Origin of the sequence: Shouchella xiaoxiensis (assembly GCF_016907895.1) — a bacterium.
In the GTDB taxonomy this organism is placed as follows: Bacteria; Bacillota; Bacilli; order Bacillales; family Bacillaceae_D; genus Shouchella; species Shouchella xiaoxiensis.
Genome location: NZ_JAFBCV010000001.1, coordinates 224,147 through 240,832, shown reverse-complemented (window position 1 = coordinate 240,832; position 16,686 = coordinate 224,147). Strand labels below are relative to the sequence as shown.

19 protein-coding genes and 1 pseudogene are annotated in these 16,686 nt (G+C 39.4%); 6 read left to right on the top strand and 14 right to left on the bottom strand.

Translation table 11 applies throughout. The annotated features are described in order from the left end of the window. Positions 1–160 precede the first annotated feature (160 nt). Positions 161–563 (bottom strand): annotated as a pseudogene (locus JOC54_RS01265) (NUDIX hydrolase). A gap of 168 nt (positions 564–731) precedes the next feature. After that, complete coding sequence (locus JOC54_RS01260) at positions 732–962, bottom strand: DUF3953 domain-containing protein (RefSeq protein ID WP_204463807.1); 231 nt, start codon at positions 960–962, stop codon at positions 732–734. A gap of 203 nt (positions 963–1,165) precedes the next feature. Here JOC54_RS01260 and JOC54_RS01255 point away from each other — a divergent pair, with 203 nt between their 5' ends. From JOC54_RS01255 to JOC54_RS01245, 3 genes are read left to right on the top strand one after another with little or no spacing between them, the layout of a single operon-like run. Then, positions 1,166–1,714, top strand: coding sequence for a sigma-70 family RNA polymerase sigma factor (locus JOC54_RS01255; RefSeq protein WP_204463806.1), 549 nt, complete (start codon positions 1,166–1,168; stop codon positions 1,712–1,714). Between the two features lie 2 nt (positions 1,715–1,716). Beyond that, a complete protein-coding gene (locus JOC54_RS01250) occupies positions 1,717–2,148 on the top strand; it encodes a PadR family transcriptional regulator (RefSeq protein WP_204463804.1) in 432 nt (143 codons plus the stop codon). Further along, entirely contained in the window at positions 2,145–3,377 is a 1,233-nt protein-coding gene (locus tag JOC54_RS01245) for an FtsW/RodA/SpoVE family cell cycle protein (protein ID WP_204463803.1), read from the top strand. The genes JOC54_RS01250 and JOC54_RS01245 overlap by 4 nt, the downstream gene beginning before the upstream one ends. 311 nt (positions 3,378–3,688) lie before the next feature. Here JOC54_RS01245 and JOC54_RS01240 read toward each other — a convergent pair whose 3' ends face one another. The 5 genes from JOC54_RS01240 to JOC54_RS01220 all read right to left on the bottom strand — a co-directional run bounded on the left by JOC54_RS01240 (position 3,689) and on the right by JOC54_RS01220 (position 7,255). Next, on the bottom strand, positions 3,689–4,600 hold the full coding sequence (locus tag JOC54_RS01240) for a sensor histidine kinase (protein WP_239586522.1): 912 nt from the start codon (positions 4,598–4,600) through the stop codon (positions 3,689–3,691). 19 nt (positions 4,601–4,619) lie between these two features. Further along, positions 4,620–5,372, bottom strand: coding sequence for an ABC transporter permease (locus tag JOC54_RS01235; protein ID WP_204463802.1), 753 nt, complete (start codon positions 5,370–5,372; stop codon positions 4,620–4,622). Further along, positions 5,365–6,282: an ATP-binding cassette domain-containing protein gene (locus JOC54_RS01230; RefSeq protein WP_204463801.1), complete on the bottom strand. Its 918-nt coding sequence runs from the start codon at positions 6,280–6,282 to the stop codon at positions 5,365–5,367. The genes JOC54_RS01235 and JOC54_RS01230 overlap by 8 nt, the downstream gene beginning before the upstream one ends. A gap of 94 nt (positions 6,283–6,376) precedes the next feature. Beyond that, positions 6,377–7,054, bottom strand: a complete 678-nt coding sequence (locus JOC54_RS01225) for a response regulator transcription factor (protein ID WP_239586521.1) — start codon at positions 7,052–7,054, stop codon at positions 6,377–6,379. Positions 7,055–7,111: 57 nt separating this feature from the next. Further along, positions 7,112–7,255 (bottom strand): hypothetical protein, encoded by a 144-nt coding sequence (locus tag JOC54_RS01220; protein WP_204463800.1) that lies wholly within the window; start codon positions 7,253–7,255, stop codon positions 7,112–7,114. Positions 7,256–7,459: 204 nt separating this feature from the next. On the opposite strand from JOC54_RS01220, the gene JOC54_RS01215 reads away from it, so the two are divergent. Then, on the top strand, positions 7,460–7,984 hold the full coding sequence (locus tag JOC54_RS01215; protein WP_204463799.1) for a hypothetical protein: 525 nt from the start codon (positions 7,460–7,462) through the stop codon (positions 7,982–7,984). A gap of 583 nt (positions 7,985–8,567) precedes the next feature. Here the strand turns inward: JOC54_RS01215 and JOC54_RS01210 are convergent. The 7 genes from JOC54_RS01210 to JOC54_RS01180 all read right to left on the bottom strand — a co-directional run bounded on the left by JOC54_RS01210 (position 8,568) and on the right by JOC54_RS01180 (position 14,469). Then, positions 8,568–9,686, bottom strand: coding sequence for a serine hydrolase domain-containing protein (locus JOC54_RS01210; protein WP_204463798.1), 1,119 nt, complete (start codon positions 9,684–9,686; stop codon positions 8,568–8,570). A gap of 372 nt (positions 9,687–10,058) precedes the next feature. After that, positions 10,059–10,403 (bottom strand): hypothetical protein, encoded by a 345-nt coding sequence (locus JOC54_RS01205; protein ID WP_204463797.1) that lies wholly within the window; start codon positions 10,401–10,403, stop codon positions 10,059–10,061. Positions 10,404–10,891: 488 nt separating this feature from the next. Then, positions 10,892–11,359 carry a GNAT family N-acetyltransferase gene (locus tag JOC54_RS01200; RefSeq protein WP_204463796.1) on the bottom strand — a complete coding sequence of 156 codons (468 nt, stop codon included), beginning with the start codon at positions 11,357–11,359 and terminating at the stop codon, positions 10,892–10,894. Between the two features lie 100 nt (positions 11,360–11,459). Beyond that, on the bottom strand, positions 11,460–12,677 hold the full coding sequence (locus JOC54_RS01195) for an MFS transporter (protein WP_204463795.1): 1,218 nt from the start codon (positions 12,675–12,677) through the stop codon (positions 11,460–11,462). A 431-nt stretch (positions 12,678–13,108) separates the two neighbouring features. Further along, the gene (locus JOC54_RS01190) at positions 13,109–13,546 is read right to left on the bottom strand and encodes a GNAT family N-acetyltransferase (protein WP_204463794.1); all 438 of its coding nucleotides are present in this window, start codon (positions 13,544–13,546) and stop codon (positions 13,109–13,111) included. Between the two features lie 43 nt (positions 13,547–13,589). After that, positions 13,590–14,282 (bottom strand): metallophosphoesterase family protein, encoded by a 693-nt coding sequence (locus JOC54_RS01185; RefSeq protein ID WP_204463793.1) that lies wholly within the window; start codon positions 14,280–14,282, stop codon positions 13,590–13,592. Between the two features lie 25 nt (positions 14,283–14,307). After that, positions 14,308–14,469, bottom strand: coding sequence for a hypothetical protein (locus JOC54_RS01180; RefSeq protein WP_204463791.1), 162 nt, complete (start codon positions 14,467–14,469; stop codon positions 14,308–14,310). 190 nt (positions 14,470–14,659) lie between these two features. Here JOC54_RS01180 and JOC54_RS01175 point away from each other — a divergent pair, with 190 nt between their 5' ends. Next, positions 14,660–15,865: an MFS transporter gene (locus JOC54_RS01175; protein ID WP_204463790.1), complete on the top strand. Its 1,206-nt coding sequence runs from the start codon at positions 14,660–14,662 to the stop codon at positions 15,863–15,865. A 51-nt stretch (positions 15,866–15,916) separates the two neighbouring features. Then, positions 15,917–16,657 carry an SDR family NAD(P)-dependent oxidoreductase gene (locus JOC54_RS01170; RefSeq protein WP_204463789.1) on the top strand — a complete coding sequence of 247 codons (741 nt, stop codon included), beginning with the start codon at positions 15,917–15,919 and terminating at the stop codon, positions 16,655–16,657. Positions 16,658–16,686 lie beyond the last annotated feature (29 nt).

Sequence of the window (16,686 nt, the reverse complement as noted above, 5' to 3'; positions counted from 1 at the left end):
GTCCTAAAACGTTTAAAAAGACACACTTCTCCCGTTTTATTGGGTGAATTTTTATTTTTACTACGTTTTAGGAAGTTGCCATTCTAATTCTCCTTTTTCAATACATTGCTTATATTTTATATAATATTTACCTATTTTCGCAATATAAATTAGCCTGTAATTAATCTTGATATATATAAGGAATCCCCATTTGTAGCAAGCGCTCAACCCCGTTCAAGTGATATGGCATGTATTCATTCGCTCTTTTTATGTCGACCCATTCTATTTCTTGAATTTCTTCTTCTCTATCATTGATTGCAATCTTCCCTTCAACAACCACTGCTTTAAACGTTATAAATAGTGTGTGAACACCCTTCTCTTTAGATTTTGCTTCGTTTACAGCGACTATGCCATCAGCTTTAACGGTTAAACTGGTTTCTTCTTTCACTTCTCGAACGAGTGCTTGTTCCAACGTTTCCTCTTCCTCCAGGCAACGACCAGCCTCGATCCTTGTTATAAACCATCAGGATTTTACCTTCATCTTCTTTATGAATGAGGGCATACGCGACATTAACTTTGATCAACTTTACTCAGTCCTTTCTCTTCATGCTTTCAAAAGCAACCCTCGTTTACATCTTCCTGCACCACTATTCCTTCTCTTCTGTTTAACAGCCCATTGTTCCTTCATACTTTTTCGCTTAAATAATGATTAAGCAACAAAAAAAGCTTCCCTGTTTTTAAGGAAAGCTTAGTTAAGATAGTAGAATCGTAAACAAAACAATAAAATTAAAACCCGTTACAAAGAAAAGTAAAATTGCCATAGTCTTACTTTTCTTACGAAATTCAATCATCCCACTAACGAAAAGCATCGCACCTAAGAAAAAAAGCACATAGGGGATGAGCGCTTCTGTTACGCCTGTTAGTAGAGCATAACTTGATAAAGATACAACAATAATTCCTAGAATAAGTCTAACAAGTTTCATAGTTCGATCCTCCGATTAGAAAGATAAGCCTAATTATATCATTCACCTATTTATTTTTGTTTGATTTACTAAAAGAATAAACGACCTACTTGTTCCACTTGAATAGTTACAGGTTCTTTATTGTTCAATTCCCATACAAAAAAATTTTTCCAAACCAAAACATTCCTTGCTTCGTCTAAAATGGTGAAAGGGGTGAAACGTGAATGGCCGAACTTAAAGAAATAGCAATTGATTTAAATAACATAGAAAATACGGAAGAAGCGATCGGACAATTAATGGATACATACAGCGATGATGTATTGCATCTAGTTTTTTCGTATGTAAAGAATCGAACGACAGCTGAGGATTTAACGCAAGAGATCTTTATTAAGTGCTATGAAAAACTAGTTCAGTTTAATCATCATTCGTCGATAAAAACGTGGCTCTATCGAATTGCCGTTAATCATTGTAAGGATTACTTGCGGAGCTGGCATTACCGCAAAATCAATTTTGGTAAGAAAATCTTGGATTATATTCCATCCAAATCAAAACAGGTGGATGAGGAAGTTATCTCAAAAAATGTAGCGGATCGTTTATCGAGTGCTGTTATGGAATTACCGGTGAAGTACAGGGAAGTTGTTTTCTTACATTATTATGAAGAACTTACATTCGCACAAATTAGCAAAATTACAGGTGTAAATACGAATACGTTAAAAACGAGAGTAAAACATGCCAGAGAATTACTAAAGCATAAGATGAAAAAGGAGGTATAGCAATGGGTGACCCATTCTCTAACTTAAAGAATTCTCTCAAAAAAGATTTTGGCGGTCTATCTTTTTCCGAAGAGCGAAAAAATGCGGTCAAGGAAACAATCCAGAAGAAACAAGCACATCTAGAACTTCATTATTGGAAAGTAGAAATCCTTAAGAATATCTTTGATTTACTGCAACACGAAGCTAAGCATGGGTACGATATTTCGACCCTACTCCTTCAAAAAAATGAGCTTCGCTTCAAAAACAATGAAGGACAGCTTTATATTCTCTTACACCTACTTGAACATAAAAAATTGATTGCTTCAGAATGGATTGAAGACAAAAAATATTATTCTTTAACAACAAAAGGGAAAAAATACGTAGCTGCTTACGAACAGAGTGATCTTAAACAACAGGCATCACTGAAACATTTACTTGAGGAGGCTTCTTTATGAGTTCTTCTAGATTTGAAGACTATTTAAGTAAAGTGACCTCAAAAGTGAAATCCAAGGAAGCCCACAGCATGATCAAAAAAGAGCTTGGCAATCATATGGAAGAGCTGAGCCAATCCCTTCAAGACAGAGGATTATCTGTGAAGGATGCGGATAAAAAGGCCATGCAGGAAATGGGAGATCCCTCAACTGTTGGACGAAACATGAATCACCTTCATAAACCGAGAATTGATTGGCTCCTAATTGGTTTATTTATCATTTTTGCAGGGATTAGTTTTCTGCCACTTATTGGCGATGTTCATCATGCTTTTACGAATAAACAACTAGTCTGGCTCGTCCTAGCTATCATTGTTCTCGTAGGATTTCGTTTCTTTGATTATAGAAAACTAAAAAACTTGTGGATGTATTTTTATGGAGGTGGCTTACTCCTATTTTTCGCAACTTTCTTGTTTGGCATTGAGCTTAACGGAGCAAAAAAATGGCTTTCTGTCGGGAGTATGACAATTGATGGTCCAGCTATATCCTTATTCTTATTTTTTATTGCGTGGGCCGGCCTTCTTACAAAATTCCATGAGTTTAAGGGATGGAAAAAACAAGGAATGTTCTTATTCCTATTTTGGACTCCAGCCCTACTCTACATCATGGTTCCACAAATTATGTTTAGTATTATCTACGTTTTATGCGTATTAGCGATGTACGTATTTTCATTTGGTCATAAACAATTTGCCATTAAAGTCGCCGTCGGTCATTTGCTTATAGGTATCCTTTTCATTAGTTTAATTCTCCTTAGAACTACTCGCTCTGATACATTCTTTCCATTAGAAGGTATTCTTTCAGAGGCTGGCTGGTTTGGCACCGGACTTTTCAATGACCTTGTGCTTCCAGAAGCACATACAGATTTTGTGTTCCCATTTCTCGTTCATTCTCTTGGCTGGGTATTCGGTGTTTCTCTTTGCCTACTGCTCTTTGTATTTATTTTACGAATTTCGTTAAATGCATTTAAAACAAAGGATTTATTTGGCAGATTACTAGCAATTGGAGGGTCAGCATTATTTATTGTTCCAGCTTGTTGGAACATCCTAATGGGGTTTGGAGTAGTCCCAATCATGGATGTACCCTTGCCTTTTATTAGTTACGGAGGAAGCATGTTGCTCGTTTACTCTGCTCTGTTAGGTCTTATTCTAAGCGTGTATCGCAGAAAAGATATTATCGAGCCTACAATGGTGAATTAATCTAATTACCAAAATTAAAATTTAAGAGCCTGTATCTTTCCCTTGATACAGGCTTTTTTCCATTTAAAACTAAGCTCTGCCCAACCTCTTTTTCTCCTTAAAATTTCTGTCTTTTCCCCTCCGAAACTTCCGCTGATAATCTGCAAAAACGACGAGCCAATAAAGTGCACTTACTGTAAAGAAATAAGACCAATCGGGTGCGCTGAATTCAAGTGTAAAAAAGAGGAGAGAACAAATTAGGTACAATAGGCAAGTTCTTACTAGATAACTCTTTCGATAGTTCATATTCAAATCCCCCGTCTCAAACAGATTTACTTCCTCAACCAAACCTCAATCGAAAACTCCCCCTCTTGCACATCCGCTTTCACCTTTCCTCCTTGCTTTCCCACGAGCTTCTGCACGATATGCAGACCTAATCCAAGCCGTCCGTTGGTGCGGCTTGGCTCAAGGCGAAAGGAACGTTCGAAGATCCGATCAAGTTTGTTTTGGTCGAAGGAATCAACATCATTAGCGATGCGAATGATGGCGTGCTCGTCTTCGTTCCTTAAGGTGATCGTTAAATAACTGGTTGCATACGTTAGGGCGTTGGCAAGTACGTTCGAGAGTATGCGAATTGTCATGTGACGATCGGCCTTTATTGTCCAATCATACAGTTCGTCAACTTCAATCGTTAAGGCACTTTTTTCAAATTGATCGTGATAAAGAACGAGCGCCTCCATCATGATTTGATCAACCGACAGGGGTTCAATCTGTGCTTGGACATCGGCTGAATCAAGTTGCGATAGCTCATAAAACGATTCACTGATTAGCGTTAGCTGGTCAATTTTCTTAAGGATGATCGACACGTACTCAATCTTTTCGGATTCGGATAGATTTGAGTCTAATAACAATTCTGAGAAACCTTTAAGCGACGTTAAAGGCGTTCTCAGATCGTGTGAGATATTCGTCATTTCTTGTCTAAGCTCTTTTTCTTGGAGCGTCTTTTCTTGTTGGTCTTGCTTATACAGCTGAATCAGCTGATTGATATTCGTAATTAATGGTGCAGAAAGGTTGCTGTGGGTTTTCGTTTGAACGAGCTGGTTCGTACCAAACTGTTTGACAATCGTGTCTACTTGCTTGCTTATGCTCTTCATTTCCAAGCGCAGCAGCAACAGTTTAATGGAAACCACTAAAATTATGACAAGCAAAACGACCGCACCACCAACTAGAAACCAATCATTCAAAGTCACAACCCCCTTCCTTTTATTCAATCGGCTGTTTCAAGAATTTTAGATGCCCTATCGCTAAAAATAAAGCGGCAAGGACGAGGCCGGTTAGCCAAACGCGGAAATCAAGTTGAGCGGATTGATTTCCGAATTGCGTCAAATTATCGTTTAACAACGTGCTCGGTGCGTATTGGTACACACCATCTAACCCTGGTATGAGGTTCGAAACCGCTCTTATTAGATCGCCTGAAAGACGATACACAACCAGAACAAGAACGATAACATAAACTTCGCCAACTTGAATCATTCTCAAGCTATGAACCGCTATAAACCCACTTAACACGAGCGGCAGCATATTGGCACTAGCTACAAGAAACGGCTGAATCAGTGATTCACCTTGCGCGAATAAGCCTTCCGCTAAAGCAATTACTAGGGTTAAACCGAGTGCACAAACAAGCAAGAAATAGCCTAACGTGACAAGCAGTTTTGCATAAAAGATCGCTGTTCGTCCGATTCCGAAAGAGACCGTTTGCTTCAGCACGGCTAACTCCCTATTCCCCGTTAGCAACAAGTTAAAGAGGAACGCCACAATTAAAATAAGAATGATCCCACCGATGACATTTGCATAAAAGAACTGATTGGTCGCATAAGGGAATTCGACCATTTGTTGATCTGAAAGGATCAATACAACCGCGGCCGCGGTAATTAATAGGAAGCAAATAAAGGGGAGGATATACGTCGCTTTCTTGCGCAATAATCGGTATTGTTCGCTCTTCAGATAGTTAAGCATAGACGTCATCCTCCACTAGCCCTAAAAAGTAGTCCTCTAGGTTTAGAGATTCATATTGGATCTCTCTTACCTCGATACCGTTCTCGACCAATAATCGATTGATTTCACTAGCAAAATCTAAGTAATTAAACAGCTTCAGGCCTTTGTTTGGCAAGAGCAAGTAGTCTACGCCTTCATACTGTCGCTCTAACAGCTGGACTGCTTTAGCTGGCAGATCGACATGCAGGATGAGTTGTTTTTTACTCTTATCTTCCAATTCCGCTTTGCTTACATCTTCAACCACCGTTCCGTCTTTAATAAAGACAAATCGTGACGCAATCAACTGCAATTCAGCTAATAGATGACTCGATACGAGGATCGTCATTTGTTTACGTTGATTTAATTCAAGCAGTAGCTGGCGAACTTCCTTAATGCCTTCAGCGTCAAGCCCATTAATAGGCTCATCTAAAACGAGACAATCTGGCCCCGACAACAAGCAGAGCGCAATGCCAAGTCTCTGCTTCATTCCCATTGAGTACTCATGAAACTTCTTTTTCCGATGGTGGCTAAGGCCAACCAGCTTTAGAACCTCGGTAACACGAGCCTTCTCGACAACGCCTCTTTGAATTCGAAAGTATTCCATGTTTTGAGCTGCGGTGAAATCAGGAAAAAACTGTGGCGATTCAACCATGAAGCCAAGGCGACTTTTTTGGCTAGCTACTGCATCGCCAGACTTACCAAATAGATGCACTTCTCCCGCTGTTGCAACGATTTGACCGGAAAGAATTTTAAAAAACGTCGATTTTCCTGCCCCGTTTTTTCCGATTAGGGCACAGATCTCCCCTTTTTGTAAGCTGAAATCAAGCGGTTTTAACGCTTGCTCTCCGCCAAATGTTTTTTGTAATTGATAGGTTTGAATAATGGGTTCCATCTTGTTCGCTCCTTTAAGAAATTCGTCTGACTTTAGTTTAAAAAAACGCGCTTTAAGAAGCTTTAAACAAAAGATAAAGAATTCATAAAGAATGTTAGATGAGCATAAACCCTACGCCCCAAACCGTTTTTATGTAATCATCATTCGTGATGTTCGCTAGCTTTTTTCGTAAATTGGAAATATGAACACTAACCGTATTGTCATCTCCAACGTATGTGCCCTTCCAAATCGCTTCATAAATTTCCCGCTTTGAAAAAGCATAATTCGGCTTCCTCATTAATAAGCAGAGCAAATCAAATTCAGCGTTCGTCAGTGTTAACGACTGCCCGTCTAACTCCACAGCTCGTTGCTCAACCATTACTTTTAGCTTGCGCCATTCCAACGCTACTCTCTCAGACCGATGATTTGCTCGCTTACGTAATTGTACTTCCATTCGTGCAAGGACTTCTTCTTGGTGAAAAGGCTTCGTTATGTAATCATCCGCCCCCATTTTTAAGACAACCACTTTGTCTTCAAAATGAATCTTGGCCGAAAGCACAATGATCGGAATCTGAATTTCCTTCCGAACTCGGCTAATAAATGACTCACCACTTACTCCCGGCAGCATCAAATCAAGCAGAACCAAATCAAACGAATTGGTTTGCACTTGCAGCAATGCCTCCGTACCAGAGTAAGCTCGCGTCACTTTCATCCCTGCTCTTGTCACAATTAAGCTGAGCAGCTGACCAATTTCTTCATCATCCTCAACAATTAATACGTTTGTTTCCATCATTGATGCCCACACTTTCTAAGGAACTCTTATCTATTTACATGTATTCTATTAAAACGACTAATCTTTCATCCGCGTTACTTCTTCTCTTAACGCCTTTATTTCTTTTGTCTGTTCTAGAATATTATCGTTTAACTTGCGAATCGCATCGAAGACACAAAAAACACCAATGAAAATAAGCACTAAAAAAAGTATGGTAACCATGGATTTCCTCCTACTGGGTTCGTATAAAGTAACGATAATAAAAGTTACAAGCTATGTAAACAAAAAATTGGAAATTTATGAAGATTACAGTCTGAGCTGATTCCATCTTACATACACCCCTATCCCCTTATCTAATTTTATTAAAGCCACCTAATTAGCAACATGTTAAACTTAATTAATCCAACTCACGAAAGGGGCTACACAATGATTAAGAAACTCGCATTAACCGTACTTTTAGTACTATCTCGAATAGGGGTAATGGCTGGACTTTCTGGTTACAAGCACTATGTTGAGAAGAATCAGAGCGAGAAAGCATCAAATTCCTTTCGCGGGTTAGAAGAATCCGTTAACAATCTTAAAGAAATAACAGTAAATCGCCAATTAGATGGATATAAGCTCAAAAGTGATAAACAAAGGGAATTAGCTCAAATTGGAATGAAGTATGCTGAACTTGAATCGAATAAAGAGAACACCATCGCTTTAGCCGAAGAATGGTCCAACACACTCTACCCCAAAATAGATAAATTTTTGATCTGCTCACTGATTCTTCTTCCTTTGATAATTTTAGGCGTATTATTTTCAACCTTAACCTGGCTATTCATTATTTTCTTTTTATTAACTGTAATTAGCGTTCTAGTACTAACCGTATCATCTAAAAGATATAAACTGTTTAGGATAATAGCAGTGACCGAGCTTTTTGCTCTTGTTTTTTTAATCATCGTATTGTAGGAACAAACAAAAAGAGAACTGCCTCGTAAGATAGTCCTCTTTTTGTTTGTTATCCATCAAATTTCTTCATACTCGCTTTTACACTTCGAGGATTTGATTAAAAAAAGACCTCCTCTTCAGCAGATGTTTAAAACAGCGATATTAATTCCAGTATTGTATCAATTAGAAACACCAGCACGCAAAAACCGATAATTATAACCTGCCACCTTCTACTCTTTTGATCTTCATAGAACATCTCAATGGCTACAAAGGTGAATGTTATCACAACGGATAAATTGAATGCTATATCTAACCAAATTGATTCAGTAAAGAAACTGGTAATCAATACTACTATCCCTATAAATGCAAACACCGGCCATGTTCTACTTGATAAAACCTTCATCTCTCCACCTCTTGCGGAAAGCTTATCATAAAGTCAACGCTTAGGGCTATTAAGCATATAACGTATTACGAAATTTGTTATTTTAATTGATCAATGGACGAAGATTGATGGATAGGCGACATTTAGTTGGACAGATTTTTTTACCATTCTAAAATTTTTTTCGTACGAAAATCAACCTCCCGTCTCCATAATTTTCGTACCTTACACTAACCCCTGCCAAACTTTATGATGGACATAATCTCTTATGCTTCTAATATGCGTGTTGCTACGGCTTGGGTGGATTCGATTGGTTAATAGAATAACAAAGGCATTTAAGTGAGGGTTTATCAACATGCTTGTCCCTGTAAACCCTAAATGTCCAATTGAAGGATGAGGAAAACCGGGGTGGTTAAAATAGTCCCACGCGTAACCTCTTGGGTTTGCTCGTTTTCCCGTTTGTATTTGTAGGGACCTACTTACTAATGTATCGTCTAGTACTCTTTTTCCTTGGTATTCACCGGTGGCCATAACCATTGCGCTAAACTTCGCAAGGTCATTAATAGTGGAAAAAGCATCAGCGTGCCCCGTTATTTCTTTGAGAAGGAGCGCATTCTCATCATGAACTTCACCATGTCGATACGCGTTCGCTTCTTTTAGATACTCCGTTGGCGCAATTGTATTTAATGGGACATGCTCTAGTGGTCGAAAGAATGTACTGTTCATATCTAACTGACTCCAGATGTTTTCTTTTACAAAGTGGTCTATCCTCATTCCACTTACTCTCTCAATAATTATAGCAAGAATAATAAACCCTCTATTACTGTAAACAACTTTTTTACCTGGTCGATACTGTAAGCTATCATTCAAAATTCCAGCTAGAATCGCTGAAGTCTTTGTTCCATATTGCTTTAAATACGTTTCAGCTTGTAAACCTGCAGTATGCGTTACTAATTGCTTTATCGTAACTTGCCCGACCTCATTATGCGTTGTTTCAGATAAATAATCGTTCACACACGCGTCTAATCTAATCTCACCATCAGCAATCAGCTTCATTAATGCAGGCCACGTAGCAATCACTTTTGTCAGAGAAGCAAGATCATATACCGTTTTAATCGAATTTGGTTTTTTAAACGTTTCGCCTACTCCAACCTTTCCGTACGAGCCTTGATAAACAATTTGCCCCTCTTTTGCAACGACTATATTTAAACCAGGAACCCAGCCAAATGCCACAACATCATTTAAAAAGTGATGCACGTCTAACAAGCTTTCATACCTATGGTTCAAGAAAAAATCTGCTTCCGTTACATCAAGATAGTTCCACGGTGACGTATTCCCATTCAACAAAAGACCCTCCTTTTGAATAAGAGTGGCTAACTTCCCGCACCTCTTTTTCTCAGACTCTATCAATTTCAAAAGACGTCTGACCATGTTTAGATCCCAATCTACTACAAGTTTGTTTTTACAATTTTTTCATAATTAATCTAAAAATTCAATGGTTTGCGAAACAACTTCACATCCATCAAAAAATAGAGAGAAGATTTACACGTGCCCGATATGTGCATTACAGCAGCATTTTATCCCATGTCTTGTAAACTGGCTTGGCGAATATTCATCTAAAACAATCTCTTTCTGGCTTAATCATCTTCATATGGTTTCTCCTATGCAGCGAAGCTTTTAATATAAAAAAGACCTGCTTTTAACAGGTCAAAAAAATTAAAGCTGTCTTGGAAATTGAATTCTCGTAAATCCTCCTCGATTCACTCTGTAGTTAGCATAAATACGTTGCTCAATGTCAGGTAAATAGAAGATAATTTGGGTCACAGTTTCCCCATCTACTACTACCTTCTCAGATATTCCAAGTACCTCGGCATATACTTCACTGTAAGGATTGCCAGTCTTCTTTCCAAAATAATCCGTTGGCAAATATAATCCCAGCTCAAAAGATAAAACATAGCGTTGATCATCAAGTGCGTTCGAATAGAAGGTCTCCTCATGCACAGCTTCCTCGAACTCGAAAATATACTTAACGTCAGGTGCAAAACTGAATTTTTCTATCATATATGTTCCTCCTCAAAGAAATTGTGTTACAACTAGAAAAGAGAAGGACACTTTTAAAAAACAAAAGATTATTTAAAAACAGCGCATAGGGCTATTAAGCTCGCACACGCTGTTATTAGGGTATTAAAAAGAATAAAATTAATAATACCGAGAATGCTACCCATAATAAAAATAGTCCATTAGCTCCTAACACAAACCACCTTATATACTCCGAAGCTTTAAGGCTTGCCAAAAAACCTGTTATGCCCACAAATAGCAATAGCCAAATAGAGAAATTATTAGCAAACCCTACTATAAGAATGATAACGGAAGTAATTGACCAGAATGTACGCATAGAAACACCCCTAGAAAACGATAAGATCATCTTACCACGCCTAAGGGTGCTGCTTCTTTACTTTTACTTTTTTACACCGTCTAGCGGGTGTGGAAGACTCCATTTATCTAGTTTAAAAAGCAAAAATTACTAAGACCATTGTCTAACTAACCATTTACGAGGGTTCACGTTTCACTTCCAATAATAAAATCACTTCGCTTTCCTCCAGCATTTCGCCTGTGTTTACGAATCCAAGTGACGTATAGAACTGAAGTGCTGAATCGTTATCTGGCTCTGTTGATAGACCAATGTAACAACAATCCTCGTTCTTTTTATACGATTCAATGAATTGTTTCATTGCCTCATTCCCGTAGCCCTTTCTTTGATAGGCGACATCAATCATGAACCTTGGAATCCAATACTTCCGCTCTTCAATCTCGTTTGGATCATTCTCCGTCATCACAAAGCCGATCACTTTGTCTCCTAAGTGTATAGCGTACGGTGTTAGAAAAGGATTTACTTTAGACTCAGCAATGGAATAGACGTTAGGAGCAATTCGATCCACTTGATCTTCTGCTAAATTTAGTTCAATGCATTTATAAAAAGTCTCCACTGATAATTCTTTAACAACGATTTTAGTCATGAACATTCTCCTCTAAATACAATTTGTACATCGCATCATTTAGTCGTCGCATTTCAAAAGTACGATGATTGATGTTGATCACCTTTTGTAAAAGCAACCCTTAGATTTCAGACACCTCATCCTTATAAAACCCTTCCTTCTCCTTACTCATCACAACCGTGTAAATGTAGCAACCGAGCAGGAGAAACACAATCGAACTAAAGATATACACGGGACGAATCGCAATCCATTCGGCAAAAACACCGATCAACGCAACCATGACGATCGTCAGTCCTGCTTCAACCATACCAATCAGATTCGTAAATCGACCCATGATCGATACAGGAATGTGATTTTGATAAAACGTGAGAAAACCGACATGGGCAAACGTAATTGCAAACGTCACGATAAATACGCCAATTGAAGCAGTTAGAAATGAATGGGAGAAGGCAAAAACCAAGTAGCCGATTGGCGTGATGATTGCGCCAACACCGATTAACAAATTGATTTTTAGCACCTTTGCAAACCAAGCGTTCAAGAGAGAGCTTACAACCATTCCGAGTCCTGCAATTCCGACAAGAAAGCCATACGTACTTTCTGAGAAAAGAAGCACTTTTGTCGCAAAAGCCGCCTCGATTGAGTCAATTCCTGCTAGAAAGACAACAAACCCGCCAAATAACAGATAGACCCACGTCACATGGGTATGTTTACGTCCAAAAGCGAGTACCAGCTTCCAATCTTTCTTTACAACCGCAAACGTTACTCTTTCATAGACAGCTTCTTCGTCTTTAAGGTCAAGATTTGGCAGCAGCATAATGACAAATGCTGATAATAGTAAGGCAACTGCATTTACGAAGATCGCCATATTTGGTGAACTGACAATAAAGAGAACACCCGCGATAGACGGTCCGAGGATAAATCCACTGGACTGAATGAAATTACGCAATGAGTTAAAGCGCTGCCTGTTTTCTTTCGGAATTAGTTTCGTCATATAGACAATCGATGTTGATTCAAACATCGAACTGCCCATATTAATCAATAAAACAAGGGCATAAATCAAAAACAGTGAATCGATAAACGGTAAACAGAAGATCAAGCACGCTCGCATGATATCCAACGTTATCATAAGCGTTCGTTTATTTAACCGATCAATAAAGGATCCCGCCCACATATTTGTAACGAGTGTTGCAACCGGAATGAGCATATATAAAACCGAAACGGCAAAAGGCGAACCAGTCATTGTTAACACCGTTAAATTTAAGGCGAGGAGGTAAACCCACGCACCAATATTTGAAATACCAACACCAACAAGCAAAAGCACCGGGGCTTTCCAATTCATGTAGCACCACTCCTAACCGATTTTTTGAACAACGAAAAAAAGTCTCACCCCCAAGGTTCTAAACCTTGGGGGCGAGACTTCGGATTAGAAGTTTCGCGGTGCCACCCCAGTTTGTTGCTGTATCGCTACAACAACCTTTTCAAGTACGCCACACATACATGTGGTTATACTCTATCTCGATAACGGGAGAACCCGGTACACCATCACCTTCCGCAGAAAGATCCTTTGTACAGCTCAGAGACTTGTTTCCTCACGCCATTACATCCTCCATTCCCACCATCAGGAGTTCTCTGTTATGCTTGTGCGCAAGTACTCTTCTCATCGTCGCTTGTTTCGTTTTTTTATTATAGGTATTTTTCTGAATAAAGTAAAGAGGGAATTTTACAGTTCTTTTTTAAAAGATATCCTTTTAGAATAATTAATAAATCCAACTATAAGTTTAAACTCATCGTCACAGTTCTTTCTTTAAAACCAAGTTTTTTATATAAGTTGATTGCTTGGTTTTCAACGTAAGCACTTAATCGAATTTGCTTGTAATTAGCTTCTTTAAATTTTTGAACAGCCGTCTGCATTAGTTGCTTGGCAATGCCCTTCCCTCTAAATGCTTCCAGTACATATAGCTCATAAATAAATCCATGATCTTGATCTGTAAAGGAATCTGTTGTTTTGCCGATCAATACCCACCCTAGTATCGTTTCATCCTCCTTAGCGAGTAAATAGTAACAACCTCTTTCTAATAGTGGGCTAATAAGAGCTTTTACCTTGTCATCACTCGGCATGACGTCACCGAGTGTCCCTTCATAAATTGCCTGTCTCGAATGTTCTAAAATATGTGGTAATTCCATTTCTGTTGCTTTGCTTATTTCCAATCAAATCGTTCCCCTCTTTAATTCATTTTTTGTTTAACCATTGTTAAGGTCCTTCGTCAGGTGGATTTCGAATATGCTCGGCAAAGTCCTCTTTATAGGGTGCGCTGCTCGCTAAGATTGCCCTTGCTGCTTGATCGACGTCATACCTCGTCACCTGTAATTTGTATTCATCAGAATCGATCAGAAGCCAACAAGCTCCGTTTGCCCTGCTTTGTAGACCGACGCTCCCTGCATTTATCACTTGTGTTCTGCCAATCTTTCTTTTAAATTGTCTATGTGTATGTCCGCAAATAACAATGGATTGTGGGGTGTTCTTTACCATTTCCATTACGTCCTTGTCCCATGTATCCACACGAATTGATTCTGTATCGCTTCTTGGCGATCCATGAACGAATAGACGATTGTTTTCTGTATAAGAAAACGGCAATGAACCTAACCATTGAAGCTGTTCTATTGTGAGCTGATCGATGCACCATTGATTTAGTTTTCCAACCATATCATCGCTAGAAGTCGCATCTCGGTATTGTTCAAATATTTCCCGGTCACTGTTCCCCCTAATAAATAGCCAATCCTCTTTTTTTGCATATAGTTTATCCATTACTTGTCGCGGCTGAGGACCCCATGCTAGATCCCCGCCTACAACGACCTTATCGACACCCAACTTGTCGATTTCTTCTACAACTGCTTCCAGGGCATCGTTATTCCCGTGAATATCGTAAATTGCCGCTATTCGCATTTTTTATCACCTTTCTTTTATCAATTTACCTAGACTCATCGAATCGAAGACGTATATGCATCATGCCACAAAATAGAGCAAACGCTAACAATACATAATTTAAGCTCGACGGTAATGAAAAAAACTGAAGCAAGCCAATTACAACAATAATCGTCAAAAACAATCTTTTGTAAAACGTTTCACTCACAAACGACCACTCCCCATTAAAGCTTCCTCCTAATCGTAAAATACCACTCTTGTAAATTCAAGCTAGTTAAAGTTGCTATCTTTATAGAATCCATCACCAATGTTCGCAAAAGTGTAAAAATTACGTTTCTCCCACTATGAGAAAGTATGGGATAATTTACTCATACATACGCAGACAAGTAGGTGAACGAATGAACAAGAAATGGCGTCACCCTGCCATCCTCCTCCTATCCGTTGGAGTTGCCAATGTTGGCGATTTTATTTACTTAGTTGCGATTAACCTTCTCATTTACCAGTTAACCGGTTCTGCTACTGCGGTTGCGCTGATGTGGTTAATTGGTCCGTTGACGAATCTCTTTGCGAAGTTTTGGACAGGCAGCTTTATTGATTATCGAAACAAGCGAAGAATCATCATTGCGACGTATTTGATCAGGGCTTTTTCAATCGTGCTATTGGCGTTTAGCGAGAGCTTAATCTTGATTTTCAGCGTGTTGATCGTCATTAGTGTGGCTAAAGCTTTTTTTAACCCAGCATCAATGACCTACATCACGATGCTTATTCCGAAAGAATTACGTAAGCGCTTTAATTCGATTCGTGCTTTTGCCACATCTGGCGCGTTCATCATTGGTCCAGCCATTGGCGGCGCCTTGATTACCGTTACATCCGTTTCCACAACGTTATGGATCAATGGCTTGTTTTTCATCCTCTCTGCAGGTCTACTTCTTTTCTTGCCAAATGACCCTGTTGAAAAATCAACGATACCGAAACTGACGCTCGCTCAAGTGAAATCAGACTTTTCGATCGTGCTTCGCTTTATGCAAAAACATCGCTATGTCACGTTTATCTATACCGGATTTATCGTTGTGATGATTTTTACGTTTGCGATGGATGTCCAGGAAGTTGTCTTTACGCAACAGATTGTTGGCTTAACGGAATTAGAATACACCTTGCTCGTCAGTATAACGGGGATTGGCTCCGTCGTAGGCGCACTCTTACTTTCTTTGTTCGCTAACAAATTATCGATTCGAGCGATGGTTGTTACAGGATTAATCTCTATGTCCGTTGGCTATGTCATCTATGCGTTTTCGTGGTCGTTTGCTTCAATCGTCGTCGGCTTTGTCATTATAGGGTTCTTTAACGTCTATTTAAATGCCGGAATCACAACGTTTTACCAAAATAATGTTCAAGTTGAGATGATGGGCCGAGTGACGAGTATTTACGATTTGGTTCAGAGCGTCCTTCAAATCATCGCAATACTAGCCGTTGGATTACTCGCTGACCTCCTATCCTTACGGGGTACGATTGTGACCCTCTCCCTCACCATGCTTGTGATGGCTCTTTTCTATGCGAGAATGGTTTTAATGAATGAAAAAAAGAGATACTATCAAGATGGGTAGAAAGCTAGCTTCACATTACGAATCGTTTTTAAACGAAATACTGGAGGATTTATGAAAAAATTAAGTGGAAAAGTGATTCTCGTAACCGGCGCGAATCGTGGTCAAGGAAAAATGATTGCCAAGCACTTGGCATCAGAAGGCGCAACGATTATTGTCGCAGCACGACATTTTTCGGACGCACAGACCGTGGTCGAAGAGATTGGGGAACAGGCGACTGCCTGTCAGCTAGACGTTACACAAGCTGATGAGTGGGACGCGGCGATGACGATCATTATGCAGAATTTTAATAAGCTTGATGTACTCGTGAATAATGCCGGAGTTTTTCTAAAAAAACCGTTTATCGAAACGACTGCGGAAGAATACCTTAATCTTATCCAAGTCAATCAGCTCAGTGTATTTTTAGGCATGCAGGCCGCCGCAAAACAAATGATCCCGCTCAAGCAGGGTTCGATTATTAACAATGTCTCGATCTCGTCCTTTTCACCGATTACTCATTCTTCCGTCTACGCATCCACCAAAGCAGCCGTCGCTACGCTTTCGAAAGCAACGGCTGTGGAACTTGGTAGAGACGGAATTCGCGTAAACATGGTTCATCCGGGCTTAATTGAAACAGAAATGGCTCAAGGGCTGTATGATCAAGACAATCTGGCTGAGCGCATTCCGCTTGCTCGCCCTGGTTATCCAAGCGATGTCGCAAAGGCGATCGCATTCCTTGCCTCAGACGATAGCTCCTATTGTACAGGCACGGAAATTGTAGTTGATGGCGGCGTCACGATTGGCAATCGGTTGTAACGAAAAAAGAGTGGGTGTTTGCCCACTCT

Bases quoted from the DNA above. Each gene is read 5' to 3' on its own strand.
- JOC54_RS01170 (WP_204463789.1), top strand. From the start codon at position 15,917: ATGAAAAAATTAAGTGGAAAAGTGATTCTCGTAACCGGCGCGAATCGT.
- JOC54_RS01200 (WP_204463796.1), bottom strand. From the start codon at position 11,359: ATGACTAAAATCGTTGTTAAAGAATTATCAGTGGAGACTTTTTATAAA.
- JOC54_RS01175 (WP_204463790.1), top strand. From the start codon at position 14,660: ATGAACAAGAAATGGCGTCACCCTGCCATCCTCCTCCTATCCGTTGGA.
- JOC54_RS01185 (WP_204463793.1), bottom strand. From the start codon at position 14,282: ATGCGAATAGCGGCAATTTACGATATTCACGGGAATAACGATGCCCTG.
- JOC54_RS01230 (WP_204463801.1), bottom strand. From the start codon at position 6,282: ATGGAACCCATTATTCAAACCTATCAATTACAAAAAACATTTGGCGGA.
- JOC54_RS01195 (WP_204463795.1), bottom strand. From the start codon at position 12,677: ATGAATTGGAAAGCCCCGGTGCTTTTGCTTGTTGGTGTTGGTATTTCA.
- JOC54_RS01220 (WP_204463800.1), bottom strand. From the start codon at position 7,255: ATGGTTACCATACTTTTTTTAGTGCTTATTTTCATTGGTGTTTTTTGT.
- JOC54_RS01245 (WP_204463803.1), top strand. From the start codon at position 2,145: ATGAGTTCTTCTAGATTTGAAGACTATTTAAGTAAAGTGACCTCAAAA.
- JOC54_RS01235 (WP_204463802.1), bottom strand. From the start codon at position 5,372: ATGCTTAACTATCTGAAGAGCGAACAATACCGATTATTGCGCAAGAAA.
- JOC54_RS01255 (WP_204463806.1), top strand. From the start codon at position 1,166: ATGGCCGAACTTAAAGAAATAGCAATTGATTTAAATAACATAGAAAAT.
- JOC54_RS01250 (WP_204463804.1), top strand. From the start codon at position 1,717: ATGGGTGACCCATTCTCTAACTTAAAGAATTCTCTCAAAAAAGATTTT.
- JOC54_RS01225 (WP_239586521.1), bottom strand. From the start codon at position 7,054: ATGATGGAAACAAACGTATTAATTGTTGAGGATGATGAAGAAATTGGT.
- JOC54_RS01260 (WP_204463807.1), bottom strand. From the start codon at position 962: ATGAAACTTGTTAGACTTATTCTAGGAATTATTGTTGTATCTTTATCA.
- JOC54_RS01215 (WP_204463799.1), top strand. From the start codon at position 7,460: ATGATTAAGAAACTCGCATTAACCGTACTTTTAGTACTATCTCGAATA.
- JOC54_RS01205 (WP_204463797.1), bottom strand. From the start codon at position 10,403: ATGATAGAAAAATTCAGTTTTGCACCTGACGTTAAGTATATTTTCGAG.